Source organism: Nesterenkonia halophila, from assembly GCF_009467795.1.
Taxonomy (GTDB): Bacteria; Actinomycetota; Actinomycetes; order Actinomycetales; family Micrococcaceae; genus Nesterenkonia; species Nesterenkonia halobia.
Map to the genome: position 1 here is coordinate 13,772 of NZ_WIAX01000013.1, position 12,886 is coordinate 26,657.

A 12,886-nucleotide genomic window follows, 5' to 3' on the forward strand; every position below is an offset into this window, starting at 1 on the left:
GATGGCTCCTATGCTCCGCTCGAGGTCGTGGTGCGGGACCCCGAGGACTTCGTCGTCGATTTCTTCGCCGGGGACTTCTTCGCCGCGGTCGAGGACTTCGAGCCCGAGGCCGTCGACCCGGAGGACTTCCCTCCGCCCTTCGGGGCCGGAGCCTTCTTCGGCGCCGAGGTCTTCTTCGGAGCTGGGGCCTTCGCGCGCTTCTCGGCCAGCAGCTCGAAGGCGCGCTCCTTGGTCAGCGACTCCACCGAGGTGCCGCGCGGCACGGTGACGTTGATGTCGCCGTCGGTGACGTAGGGGCCGAAGCGACCGTCCTTGACCACCACCGGCTTCTCGCTGGTGGGATCGGCGCCGAACTCGGCCAGCGGCGCGGCCGCCGCCCGGCGTCCGCGCTGCTTCGGCTGGGCGTAGATCGCCCGGGCCTCCTCCTCGGTGATGGTGAAGAGCTGCTCCTCCGACTCCAGCGACCGCGAATCGGTGCCCATCTTCAGATAGGGCCCGTAGCGTCCGTTCTGCGCGGTGATCTCCTCGCCGTCGACGCCGGTGCCGACCACCCGCGGCAGCGAGAGCAGCTTCAGCGCCTCGTCGACGGTGACCGTCTCCAGGCTCATCGACTGCAGCAGCGAGCCGGTCCGCGGCTTCGGCTGCTTCGGCTTCTTCTTCGGCTTCGGGTTGCCGTTCTTGTAGTACTCGGTCGGCTGGGCGTCGAGGTGGGCCTGGACCTCCTCCTCGGTCATCTCCTCGATCACCTCGGTGACATAGGGCCCGAAGCGACCGTCCTTGGCCACGATCTCCCGGCCGGTCTCCGGGTCGGTGCCCAGCACGCGGCCGGAGAGCTGCGCCTGGGCGAAGAGCTCCTCGGCCTTCTCGGAGGTCAGCTCGTCCGGGGCGAGGTCCTCGGGCAGATTCGCGCGCAGCGGATCCGAGCCCTCCCCGCCCTCGGGGTTCGGACGCTCCAGGTAGGGGCCGTAGCGGCCCACGCGCAGCGTCACGCCCTCGACGATCTCCATCGAGTTGATCGCCCGCGCGTCGATCTCGCCGAGGGTGTCGACGACGTCGCGCAGCCCCTGGGCGCCGTCGTCGGCGCCGAAGTAGAAGGCCTGCAGCCAGGCCTCGCGCTCGACCTCGCCGCGGGCGATCCGGTCGAGGTCCTCCTCCATCCGGGCGGTGAAGTCGTAGTCGACGTAGCGGCCGAAGTGCTCCTCCAGCAGCCGGATCACCGAGAACGCCGTCCAGGAGGGCACCAGCGCCGAGCCGCGCTTGGTCACGTACCCGCGGTCGACGATCGTCGAGATCGTGGGCGCATAGGTCGAGGGACGGCCGATCTCGCGCTTCTCCAGCTCGGCGACGATCGAGGCCTCGGTGTAGCGCGCCGGCGGCGTGGTCTCGTGGCCCTTGGCCTCGACGTCCTCGCCGGTGAGCGCGTCGCCCTGCTCGAGCTTCGGCAGCCGCTTGGAGTCCTCGCGCCCCTTCTTCGCGCTCTCGTCGCCCTCGCCGGAGGTCTCGGCGACCTCCTCGTAGGCGGAGAGGAAGCCCGGGAAGGTGATCACCGTGCCGGAGGCGCCGAAGGTCGCCCGGCGTCCGTCGCTCGCCTCGCCGGTCAGCCGCACCGAGGCGGTGAAGCCCTTCGCGTCGGCCATCTGCGAGGCGATCGTCCGCTTCCAGATCAGTTCGTAGAGGCGGAACTCCTCCTGGGAGAGCTCCCCGGCGACCTGGCCCGGGGTGCGGAAGTGGTCGCCGGCCGGGCGGATGGCCTCGTGGGCCTCCTGGGCCGACTCGTTCTTCGTCGCGTAGAAGCGCGGGCTCTCCGGGATCGACTCCGGGCCGTAGAGCTCGGTCGCCTGCCCGCGGGCGGCGGTGATCGCCTCAGTGGACAGCGTCACCGAGTCAGTGCGCATATAGGTGATGTAGCCGTTCTCGTAGAGCCGCTGGGCGACCTGCATGGTCACCCGCGAGGAGAAGCGCAGCCGGCGCGAGGCCTCCTGCTGCAGCGTCGAGGTGGTGAACGCCGGCGACGGGCGGCGGCTGTAGGGCTTCTCCTCCAGCGAGTCGACGGCGAAGCGCGCCTGCGTCAGCCCGGAGGCGAGCGACTCGGCGGACTCGCGGTCCAGGACGGTGACCTCGGAGGCCTTCCGGGTGGACTTCAGCTGTCCGCGGTCGTCGAAGTCGGAGCCGGAGGCGATCCGCGCACCGTCGACGGCGGTGAGCTTGGCGGTGAAGGACTCGGCGGCGTCGGTGGTGAAGGTCCCCGACAGGTCCCAGTAGGAGGCCGGCACGAAGGCCATGCGCTCCCGCTCGCGCTCGACGACCAGGCGGGTGGCCACCGACTGCACGCGGCCGGCCGAGAGGCCCCGGCCGATCTTGCGCCAGAGCACCGGCGAGATCTCGTAGCCGTAGAGCCGGTCGAGGATGCGGCGGGTCTCCTGCGCGTCGACCAGGTCCTGGTCGATCTGCCGGACGTTGTCCAGCGCGCGGGTGATGCCCTCGCGGGTGATCTCGGTGAAGGTCATCCGGTAGACCGGCACCTTCGGCTCGAGCACCTCCAGCAGATGCCAGGCGATGGCCTCGCCCTCGCGGTCGGCGTCCGTGGCGAGATAGAGCTCGCGGGCCTCTTTGAGCGCCCGCTTGAGCTCGGTGACCTTCTTCTTCTTGGAGTCCGAGACCACGTAGTAGGGCTCGAAGCCCTCCTCCGGGTTGACCGCGAACTTGCCGAAGGGGCCCTTCTTCATCTCGGCGGGCAGATCGGAGGGCTGCGGGAGGTCACGGATGTGCCCGGCCGAGGCGTCGACCATGAAGTCGTCGCCCAGGTACTTCGCGATCGATCTGCTCTTCGCCGGCGACTCGACGATCACGAGTTTCTTGCCTGCGGAAGCCTTGGCGGGCACTGCTCTCCTCGACGTCGGGTGCGGTCGGTCCCGGGGCCGGAACAGGGCGGAGGGTCGGTGCGACGTCCCCCGCGACAGGCCCGTTGCCGGAGCCGGGTGCTCAATATATCAGCCGGCCGCGGCGACGACGCGCGGACCGCGGTCTCCCCGCCTCAGGCCGCCCGGCCGTCCGCGGAGGAGGACCCTCCGGACTCCTCGCTCAGGCCGTGGTCCTCCAGCGCGGAGACGAAGTAGTGCAGGCGGCGGTCCCCGTCGTCGCCGGCGCCGCCCCGCTCGGAGGTCGTCTCATACTCCTCCATCAGCTCGTGCAGCCGGCGCATGAACTCCTCGGCCTTCTCCGGAGCCAGGGAGAGCACTCCGGAGGAGAAGATCGGGTAGAGCGTCGCCGGGCGCTCGACGTGCTGCTCGCGGCGGTTGATCTCCTCGGAGATGCGCTTCTGCAGCGACTGGATCTGCACGTTGGCGTAGGCGTGCTTGGCATGGGCCGAGGAGCCGAAGCCGGAGAGCCGCAGCATCATCGCCGCCGCCTGCCAGTATCGGCTGCGGCCGTCGCCGTCGTGCTCCGCCCGTCGGATGAATCCGTACTTCTCCAGCGCGCGGAGGTGATAGCTCATCGACGACGGCGAGACGCGGCAGACGGCGGCCAGCTCCGTCGCGTTGTAGATCCGATGGGTGCCGAAGAGCTCGTCGAGCGCGGCCAGCCGCGCCTCGTGGGCGAGCGCCCGGATCGCCTGGACGTCGTCGATGACGACTTCCCGGGGCAGCTCGCCGATGGGCCGGCCCGCCGGCTCGTCGACGGCCGGGCGCGCCTCGGCGGGGCCGGCCGGGGTCTCCGGCGCCTCATCTGCAGCGGCTCGAGGTGACATGCCCGGCAGTCTAGACGAGCCGGATGACGCCCACATCACACTCGCGCCCGCGTCTCAGTCTGCGGTCCGTCCGCCCCCTCCGGCCCGGACGCTGCGTCACTCCGCCGGCACCAGGAACCCGTCGACGACGAGCTCGAGGACCTCCTCGCGCAGCGCGGTCGTCAGCTCCTCGACGTCGACGACGCCGTCGTCGAGCAGCGCGCCGACGGCGGTGATCAGCTGGTCGGCGGAGAACTCGCCGTCGGCCGCGCCCAGCACTCCGGCCGCGCCGGAGGAGACCGGGCGCACTCGCCGCAGCCCTGCGCCCTGGCGGGCGAGGATGACCTCCGGATCGCTCGCGCCGAAGCGCTGGTGGCGCTCGTCGGTGACATCGGTGGCGGCGACCAGGCGCTCGCCCAGCACGGCCTCGGGGTCGCGGCGGACCCTGTCGGCGCGTTCGGCCGTGGCCCCGATCGTCGGGCCCAGCGGCTGCTCGACGGGATGGACGAGCTCCTCGACGCGGCGCCAGGGCTCGCCGTGTTCCTCGACCGGGCGGCGGCGCAGCCAGATCATCCCGAAGCCGACCTCGGCGACGCCGCGGAGCCGGAAGTCGCGGAGATAGGCGGCGTAGCGGCGCCGGTAGTCGACGACGTCGCGCTCCTCGGCGGCGTCGCGCAGCCACGTCTCGGCATAGCGGGGGCCGTCCTGGCGGTCGCGCTGGAGGAACCAGGCGTCCACCGGGGCGGGCTCCCCGCCGGCGGCGTCGAGCGCGGCGAGCCACTGCCGGGGCCGGGTCGACCAGCCGGCGGCAGGCTCGGCGTCGTCGTCCTCCGCGGAGCCGGCGGCGGGGATCTCCCAGTTGCCCAGCAGCTGGGCGGTGCCGCCCTCGGCCAGGGCCTCGGGCAGCGCGGCGACCAGCTCGGCCATCAGCTCGTCGCCCACGCGGCCGCCGTCGCGGTAGGTGTAGCGCTCGGCGCCGCCGTCGCCGGTCTCCCCGGCCTCTCCGACCTCCGCCGCGGCGGCCTCCTCCGCCGTCCGCGGGGTGATCACGAAGGGCGGGTTGGAGACGATCAGGTCGAAGCGACGCCCGGCGACCGGCTCGAGCAGGCTGCCGGCGAGCAGCTCCACCCGGTCCTCCAGCCGCCGGGCGTCCAGGCCGAGCGCCTCGGCGTTGAGGATCAGGTTGAAACGGGCGAAGGCCAGCGCCCGCTCGCTGAGGTCGGTGCCGACGACGTGCTCGGCATGGTCGAGCAGGTGGAACAGCTGGATGCCGCAGCCGGTGCCCAGATCCAGCGCCGACTCCACGCCGCGCCGATGCGTGCTCCCGGCCAGCGTCAGGCTCGCCTGCCCGATGCCCAGCACGTGCTCGGGCGGCAGGGCGCCCTCGACCTGGTGGGCGCCGAGGTCGCTGGTCACCCAGAGATCCGCCGCCGATCCGCCCTGCCGGGCGGCGGCCACCTGATAGGGGCGCAGGTCGACGGCGGGCAGGACGGGCCCGTCGTCGTCCCCGGCGGCGCCGCCGAGCAGCACCAGGCCGAGCCGCCGCAGACCGTCCGGGCCGATCCGCGGGAAGGCCGCGGCCAACTGGCCGACGGAGACGTCGAGGTCGAGCAGCCAGAGGGCGGCCATCACGGCCGATGCCGGCGGGTGCTCGTCGTGCAGCAGCTGCTGCACGCGCAGCTGGCCGGGCACGATCTGATCGCGGTCCAGCGCGGCGACGGACTCCTCGCCGAGCAGCGCCGCCAGTGCGTCGTTGGTGAACTCGGCGGCGGCCAGGTCGGCGCGGAGCGCCTCCACCAGCGCGACGTCGTCGCTCGTCGGGGCCGTCACGGCGGCGGCCTGCTCCCGGGTCAGTCGGCTCATCGGCGGCGCTCCTTCTCCAGCACTCCGGTGTTCGGGTCGTCGGGGTCCGCGGCCACGCGTTCGGCGCAGGCCGGACAGCGCGTCGTCGCCGGCACCTCGACGTGGTCGTCGCAGTAGAGCCGCAGCGTCGAGCAGCCGCGGTCCAGGCAGTTCAGGTAGCGGCTGGTCGGGGCCGCGCAGAGGCAGCACGCGCCCAGCGTGACGGCATCCTCGGAGAAGCGCATGCTCATCCGTCCGTCGAAGACGTGCAGCTCGCCCTGCCAGTAGCCGGCGTCGCCGTAGGTCTCGCCGTAGCGGACGATGCCGCCGGCGATCTGATAGACCTCGGAGAACCCGCGCCGGCGCATCAGCGCCGAGAGCACCTCGCAGCGGATCCCGCCGGTGCAGTAGGTGACCACCGGCTGATCCTTCAGGTGGTCGTACCGTCCGGAGTCCAGCTCCGCGAGGAAGTCGCGGGTGGTCTCGGTGTCGGGGACGACCGCATCCTTGAACCGACCGATCTGCGCCTCCATGGCGTTGCGGCCGTCGAAGAAGGTCACCTCGGTCCCCTCGGCGCGCCGGGTCTCGACCAGCTCATGGACCTGCTCCGGAGTCAGGTGCTCGCCGCCGCCGACGACGCCGTGCTCGTCGACCTCGAGCTCCTCGGCCGCGCCGAAGGCCACCAGCTCGTCGCGGACCTTCACCGACAGTCGCGGGAAGTCCTCGGCCCCGCCGTCGGACCACTTGAACTCCAGGTCCGCGAAGGGCCCGTAGGCCCGGGTCCGCTTGGCGTACTGCTTCACCGCGTCGACGTCGCCGCCGACGGTGCCGTTGATCCCGTGCGGCGAGACGATGATGCGTCCGCGCAGCCCCAGCTCGCGGCAGAGGGCGTGCTGCCAGAGCTTCACCGCCTCCGGATCGGCGAGCGGGGTGAAGGTGTAGTACAGGACGATGCGCGAGATGCTCACGACCGACGAGGATACCGCCGACGGCGGCGGCTGCGGACTCGTCGCGGCTCGCGAGGTCTCACGGCGACTCCGACGGGCTGTGGAGGAACTTTCCCGACATCGGCTGATCCCCGGAACGACGCCGATCAGGTGCTCGCACGAGGAAACCGGACGACGTGGCCCCTCCCACAGGAGGCGGTTTTCTTCATATAGTCGAGTCATGACTGCTGAGCTGAACGACGCCCTCGTCCGCATCTGGGTGACCGGATGGGCGCGGACCCATGACTACGACGTCGACCATGACGGCAATGTCCATTCGGCCCTGCGCTCCGGCGACTCGGACGAGTGGGAGTACGTCGTCCACGCCGCCGAGGAGGCCGATGTGCAGGCCGCCGTCGACGCCGTGGTCGACACGCCCGGGCGCCTGCTGACCGTCATCGCCGAGCCGGGCGCCGAAGCCCTGAGCTCGCAGGCGATGGACGGCCTGGAGCAGATCTCCGACGAGGAGAAGCTGATGGTCGTCGACATGTCCACCCAGGACGTCGAGGACCCGATCACTCCGGAGGGCTACACCACCCAGCGCGAGGACAAGGACGGCTGGACGCTGTTCACCGTGCAGGACGGCGAGACCGTCGCCGCCCGCGGCCGGGTCGCGCTGGTGGAGAGCGTCGCAGTGCTCGACCGCATCTACACCAATCCCGACTACCGCCGGCGGGGCCTGGGGACCTTCGTCACCCGGGCGCTGATCGCGATCGCGCTGGAGGACGACGTCGACGACGGCCTGCTGGTCGCCAATGTGGACGGCCAGGAGCTCTACGAGTACCTCGGATGGACGCTGGTCGGCGACGTGCACGTCTACACCGCCACCGGCACCGGGCGCACCCGTCCCTCACACTCGCAGTTCGACAACCTCAGCGAGTGATCCCGGGACTGCGATGACCGGCGCCGCGGACGCCGGAGACGACCCCCTCGACCTGCTGCGGCGGGCCGGACTCTCCACCCGGGTGGACGAGTCCGGCCCGCTGCGGCATGTCCGCACCCTGCCGGCGCGCACGGCGCGCACCGCCGCGTGGCCGGAGTGGGTGCCCGAGGACCTGCGCGCCGGCTACCGGCAGGTGGGCGTCTCCGCGCTGTACACGCATCAGGTCCGCGCCGCCGAGGCGCTGCACGCCGGAGACGACGTCATCCTGGCCACCGGCACCGCCTCCGGGAAGTCGCTGGGCACCCAGCTGGCCGGGCTCTCGGCGATCTGCCGCGGCGGAGCCACGATGCTCTACCTCTCCCCCACCAAGGCGCTGGCCGGCGATCAGCTGGAGGCGCTGAGCGAGCTCGCCGAGGCCACCGGCCCCACCGGCGACGACGGCGGGATCCGCCCGGCGGCCTACGACGGCGACACCGCCGTGGAGGAGCGCGCCTGGATCCGTCAGCACGCCAATGTCGTGCTGACGAATCCGGACATGCTCAACGTCGGCATCCTGCCGAACCACCGCGGGTGGGCGCGGTTCTTCGCCCGGCTGCGCTGCGTGATCATCGACGAGGCGCACAGCTGCCGCGGGATCTTCGGCTCGCACGTCGCGCTGCTGCTGCGCCGGCTGCGGCGCGTGGCCGCCCACTACGGGGCGCATCCGGTCTTCGCCGGCGCCTCGGCGACCAGCGGCGATCCGGCGGCCTCCTTCGCCCGGCTGATCGGCCGCCCCGCGGCGGCGGGCGACGCCGCCGGCGCGGAGGGCGCCGACGGCGCCGCCGATGGGACCGAAGCGGCCGGCGAGTCCGGCGTCGTCGCGGTGACCGAGGACGGCTCGCCGCACGGGCCGGTGGACGCCTACCTCTGGGAGTCGAGCGTGGCCGAGCAGACCGGCGGCGCCGGCGTCGCCGGCGCGCCGGCCCGGCGGAGCCTGACGGTGGAGGCCGCCGACATGCTGACCGACATGGTCGTCACCGGGCGGCGCACGCTGGCCTTCATCGCGTCCCGGCGCGGCGCGGAGACGATCGCGCGGATCACCGGCGAGAACCTCGCCGACGTCGACCGCGCGCTGACCGAGCGCGTCTCGGCCTACCGCTCGGGCTACCTCACCGAGGAGCGGCGCGCGCTCGAGGAGGCGCTGCGCACCGGACGGCTGCTCGGCGTCGCCTCCACCCCGGCGCTGGAGCTGGGCATCGACATCTCCGGGCTCGACGTGGTGATCATCGCCGGCTGGCCCGGCACCCGGGCGTCGTTCTTCCAGCAGCTCGGCCGCGCCGGACGCGACGGCCAGCGCGGGGCGGCGTTCTTCATCGCCGGCGACGACCCGCTGGACGCCTACCTGCTCGACCACCCGGAGGCCATCTTCGACGCCGCCGTCGAGGACTCGGTCATCGACCCGGAGAATCCGCACGTGGCCGCACCGCATCTGCTGGCCGCCGCCCAGGAGCTGCCGCTGGTCCCGGCCGACGCCGTAGAGACCGGCGAGGCGGGAGCCGAGGCCGGCGCCGCGCACGGAGCGCCCGACCGACCTGCCGACCCGGCCCCCTTCGCCGGGCTGCGCTGGCTGGTGGACGCGCTGACCGAGCAGGGGCATCTGCGCCGTCGCCCGCGCGGCTGGTTCTTCGCCCACGAGGCCTCGGCGGCCGGCTGGGTGAAGCTGCGTTCCGACGGCGGCGGGCCGTACACGATCATCGACGCCGAGGACGGCACGATCATCGGCGACATCGGCGCCGGTCAGGTCCAGCCGCAGGCTCATCCCGGCGCGGTCTACGTGCACCAGGGACGGACCTACGTGGTCGAGGATCTCGACCAGGACGCCGCGCTGGTGCTGGTGACTCCGGCGTCGCCGCCGTTCTACACCCAGGCCCGCGAGACGACCTCCATCGAGGTGCTGGGCACCGACACCTCGGTCGACTGGGGGCGGTTCGCGCTGCATTCCGGCGCCGTGGAGGTCACCTCCGCCGTCGTGGGATTCCAGCGCAAGGCGCTGGGCAGTTCGGAGGTGCTCTCCGACGAGCCGCTGGAGCTGCCGCCCTCGACGCTGCGCACCCAGGCGGTGTGGATCACCGCCCCGGAGACCGCCCTGGCCGCGGCCGGAGTGACCCCCGAGCACATCCCCGGGGCGCTGCATGCCGCCGAGCACGCGATGATCGGGCTGCTGCCGCTGATCGCCTCCTGCGATCGCTGGGACATCGGCGGCGTCTCCACCGCGCTGCACGCCGACACCGAGCAGCCGACGATCTTCGTCTACGACGGCCACCCGGGCGGGGCGGGCTTCGCCGAGCGCGGCCACGCCGCCGCCGTGGAGTGGATCCGGGCGACGGCGGCGACGATCCGCGGCTGCGGCTGCGAGGCCGGCTGCCCCTCCTGCGTGCAGTCGCCGAAATGCGGCAACAAGAACTCGCCGCTGGAGAAGACAGCGGCGCTGCATCTGCTGGAGGCCCTGCTGGCCGCGAGCGGCTGATACGCGTCGAGCGGGGGATCCGCTACCGCTATCCGGCCTGAATCGCGCCATAGCTGCAGAGAATCCCCCGCTCGATGAGGGAGATGAGGGACGGGCGAGGCCTCGGCCTCAGAAGGCGGCCTGCACCTCGCCGTCCACCCAGGTCTCCTCGATGTAGCTGCGCACCTCGTCGGAGTGGAGCAGCTCGTCGAGCTTCTGGACGTTCTCGTCCTCCTCGTCGCCGGCGCGGACGGTCAGAAAGTTCGCATAGGGGCTGTCCTGGCCGTCCTCGACGATCAGCCCGTCCTCGGCCGGAGTCAGACCAGACTCCATGGCGTAGTTGCCGTTGATGACCGAGGCGTCGACGTCGTCGAGGGTGCGGGCCAGCGAGGCGGCCTCGGCCTCGACGAATTCGAAGTTCTTCGGGTTCTCGGCGACGTCGTTGACGCCCGCGTCGGCCGGGTCCACGTCCTCGTCGAGGGTGATGGCACCGGCTTCCTGCAGCAGCGCCAGACCGCGGCCCTGGTTGGAGGGGTCGTTGTTGATGCCGATCTGCGCGCCTTCGGGCAGGTCCTCGACGCTGTCCACCGAGTTCGAGTACAGCGCGAAGGGCTCGATGTGGACACCGGAGAAGTGCTCGAAGTCGTAGTCGTTGGCCTCGATCTCGGCCTCGTAGTAGGGCTCGTGCTGGAAGTAGTTGGCGTCGACGTCGCCGGCCTCCAGCGCCTGGTTCTGCTCGGCGTAGCCGGAGAACTCCTTGACTTCGATGTCCAGGCCGGCGTCGGCGGCGAGCTCCTCGTCGACGAACTGCAGGATCTGGCCCTGCGGCACCGGGTTGGCGGCCACAGTCAGGGTGACGGTGCCGTCGTCGTTCTCGGTGCCGATGGACTGCTCCTCCTCCGGCATCAGGCCGCAGCCGGTCAGCGCGAGGGCGGAGGCCGCGACGACGGCCGAGAGGCTCAGCGAGCGACGTGCAGTGCAGATGTGCATAGTTCTGCCTTTCGTGGTCAGGGTTCTCATCGGGCGAGCGGTCCTGACGCCGCCGACGGCGGCGTCAGGCGCGGCGGTCAGCGGTGGTCGATGGTGCGGGAGACTCGATCGCCGGTCCACTGCAGGATCGCGACGATGATCACCAGCAGCACGACACAGGCGAGCATGGTGTCGCCCTGGTATCGCTGGTAGCCGTAGTTGTAGGCCAGCGCGCCGAGGCCTCCGCCGCCGACGGCTCCAGCCATGGCGGTGTAGCTGATCAGCGCGACGAGCGTGACGGTGAAGCCGCCGACGATGCCGGGCAGCGCCTCGCGGACCTGCACCTGGCGCATGATGTGGCGGCTGGAGGCGCCCATCATCTTCACCGCCTCGACCTTGCCGGCGTCGACCTCGCGCAGCGCGTTCTCCACCAGTCGGGCGAAGAACGGGATGGCGCCGACCGACAGCGGGACGACGGCGGCCTGCCAGCCCAGCGCCGTGCCGACCATGAACCGGGTGAACGGGATCAGCGAGATCATCAGCACGATGAACGGGATGGAGCGGCCGATGTCGACCAGGATGCTGACCACCCGGTACGTCGCCGATCGCGGAGCCAGCCCTCTGGGGCCGAGGTTGTGCAGCGCGATGCCCAGCGGCAGGCCGAGCAGCGCGACGATGAGGCCGGTGGCCGCGGTCATGAAGATCGTCTCCAGGATCGCGGCGGGCAGCTGGTTGGCGAAGACCTCGTTCTCGAGGAAGAGGCCGTCCTGGGCGGCGATGATCACTGGTTCTCCTCCTCGGCGTCGGCGGCCTGGTGCTCGTCGGCGAAGGCGCGGACCTGCGCGGCGGTGGTGACCTCGGCATGCACGCCCTGCTCGACGAGCACCCGACGGATCCCCTCGGCGGTGGCCGCGTCGTCGGGCCGCAGGTGCAGCCGACCGATCTGCGCACCCTGGATGGTCTCCACTGTGCCGGCCTCGACCGGAGCCTCGACGCCGTGCTCGGCCAGCAGCGAGAACAGCCGGCCGACGTCGGCCAGCCGGCTTCCGGCGGTGACCAGCACCTCGACGAGAGTCTCTCCGGGCTCCATCGCCGAGATCGGCGGCAGCGCGATGAGTTCCTTGGACAGCGGCGTGGAGGTGTCGCTGATGACGTCCAGCAGCCGGCCGGTGCGCTCGATGCTCCCCTCGGTCAGCAGCGAGACGGCGTCACAGGCCTCGCGGACCACCCCCATCTCATGGGTGATGATCACCACGGTGATGCCGAGGCGGTCGCGCAGCTCGCGGATCAGCTCGAGGATCTGCCGGGTCGTCGCCGCGTCCAGCGCCGAGGTCGGCTCGTCGCAGAGCAGCACGCGCGGCTCGGCGGCCAGCGCACGGGCGATCCCCACCCGCTGCTTCTGTCCGCCGGAGAGCTGGGCGGGGTAGCTCTCGGCGCGATCGGCGAGGCCGACCAGCTCGAGCAGCTCGTCGACCCGACGCTTCCGCGCGGCCGCCGGCACGCCGGCGATCTCCAGCGGGTGGGCGATGTTCTTCGCCGCAGTCCGCGAGTCCAGCAGGTTCACGTGCTGGAAGACCATCCCGATGCTGCGCCGGGCGGTCATCAGCTCCGCACCGCGGACGCGGCCGAGGTCGACGCCGTCGATGGTGATGCTGCCGGACGTGGCTGAGTCCAGCCCGGTCAGGCAGCGGATGAGGGTCGACTTCCCGGCCCCGGAGCGGCCGACGATCCCATGGATCTCGCCGTCGGGGATGGTCAGGTCGACTCCGTCGAGCGCGGTGACCCCGCCGGGGAACACCTTGCGCACCTGTGTCAGTTCGATCATTCGGACTCCAGAGTCGTGGCGGACGCGCTCGCCCGGTGGGGCGCCGCGCCCTGGCGACGCAGCGTCGAGGGCAGGTGCAGGTCGGTGCACCGCCGACGCCGAGCCGCGGCTGGGCATTGCTGGGCATGAAGCGCTGGGCGCAGGAGCGACGTCGACGGCCGCGGACGAG

At 71.9% G+C, this 12,886-nt stretch carries 9 protein-coding genes; 2 read left to right on the forward strand and 7 right to left on the reverse strand.

The window, feature by feature from the left end:
• Positions 1–8 precede the first annotated feature (8 nt).
• From topA to trhO, 4 genes are all read right to left on the reverse strand, one after another.
• Positions 9–2,882, reverse strand: coding sequence for a type I DNA topoisomerase (gene topA / locus GCL72_RS07010; RefSeq protein ID WP_153143997.1), 2,874 nt, complete (start codon positions 2,880–2,882; stop codon positions 9–11).
• Positions 2,883–3,034: 152 nt separating this feature from the next.
• The gene (locus GCL72_RS07015; protein ID WP_170289583.1) at positions 3,035–3,748 is read right to left on the reverse strand and encodes a winged helix-turn-helix domain-containing protein; all 714 of its coding nucleotides are present in this window, start codon (positions 3,746–3,748) and stop codon (positions 3,035–3,037) included.
• Between the two features lie 96 nt (positions 3,749–3,844).
• Complete coding sequence (locus GCL72_RS07020; protein ID WP_153143999.1) at positions 3,845–5,590, reverse strand: DUF7059 domain-containing protein; 1,746 nt, start codon at positions 5,588–5,590, stop codon at positions 3,845–3,847.
• Entirely contained in the window at positions 5,587–6,537 is a 951-nt protein-coding gene (gene trhO, locus GCL72_RS07025) for an oxygen-dependent tRNA uridine(34) hydroxylase TrhO (RefSeq protein WP_153144000.1), read from the reverse strand. The genes GCL72_RS07020 and trhO overlap by 4 nt, the downstream gene beginning before the upstream one ends.
• Positions 6,538–6,736: 199 nt before the next feature.
• Between trhO and GCL72_RS07030 the strand changes: the two genes are divergently transcribed.
• A complete protein-coding gene (locus GCL72_RS07030; protein WP_153144001.1) occupies positions 6,737–7,438 on the forward strand; it encodes a GNAT family N-acetyltransferase in 702 nt (233 codons plus the stop codon).
• A 13-nt stretch (positions 7,439–7,451) separates the two neighbouring features.
• Complete coding sequence (locus GCL72_RS07035) at positions 7,452–9,944, forward strand: DEAD/DEAH box helicase (protein ID WP_246161072.1); 2,493 nt, start codon at positions 7,452–7,454, stop codon at positions 9,942–9,944.
• A gap of 108 nt (positions 9,945–10,052) precedes the next feature.
• On the opposite strand, the gene GCL72_RS07040 is transcribed toward GCL72_RS07035, so the two are convergent.
• From GCL72_RS07040 to GCL72_RS07050, 3 genes are all read right to left on the reverse strand, one after another.
• A complete protein-coding gene (locus GCL72_RS07040) occupies positions 10,053–10,913 on the reverse strand; it encodes a MetQ/NlpA family ABC transporter substrate-binding protein (RefSeq protein WP_153144002.1) in 861 nt (286 codons plus the stop codon).
• A gap of 77 nt (positions 10,914–10,990) precedes the next feature.
• Positions 10,991–11,677, reverse strand: a complete 687-nt coding sequence (locus tag GCL72_RS07045) for a methionine ABC transporter permease (protein WP_153144003.1) — start codon at positions 11,675–11,677, stop codon at positions 10,991–10,993.
• A complete protein-coding gene (locus GCL72_RS07050; RefSeq protein ID WP_153144004.1) occupies positions 11,674–12,717 on the reverse strand; it encodes a methionine ABC transporter ATP-binding protein in 1,044 nt (347 codons plus the stop codon). Before GCL72_RS07050 ends, GCL72_RS07045 begins: the two co-directional genes overlap by 4 nt.
• Between the last annotated feature and the right edge of the window lie 169 nt (positions 12,718–12,886).

What these genes read in the sequence shown, in the direction of transcription:
- GCL72_RS07015 (WP_170289583.1), bottom strand. Translation starts at nt 3,748, where the DNA reads ATGTCACCTCGAGCCGCTGCAGATGAGGCGCCGGAGACCCCGGCCGGC.
- GCL72_RS07040 (WP_153144002.1), bottom strand. Translation starts at nt 10,913, where the DNA reads ATGCACATCTGCACTGCACGTCGCTCGCTGAGCCTCTCGGCCGTCGTC.
- GCL72_RS07030 (WP_153144001.1), top strand. Translation starts at nt 6,737, where the DNA reads ATGACTGCTGAGCTGAACGACGCCCTCGTCCGCATCTGGGTGACCGGA.
- GCL72_RS07020 (WP_153143999.1), bottom strand. Translation starts at nt 5,590, where the DNA reads ATGAGCCGACTGACCCGGGAGCAGGCCGCCGCCGTGACGGCCCCGACG.
- GCL72_RS07050 (WP_153144004.1), bottom strand. Translation starts at nt 12,717, where the DNA reads ATGATCGAACTGACACAGGTGCGCAAGGTGTTCCCCGGCGGGGTCACC.
- GCL72_RS07035 (WP_246161072.1), top strand. Translation starts at nt 7,452, where the DNA reads ATGACCGGCGCCGCGGACGCCGGAGACGACCCCCTCGACCTGCTGCGG.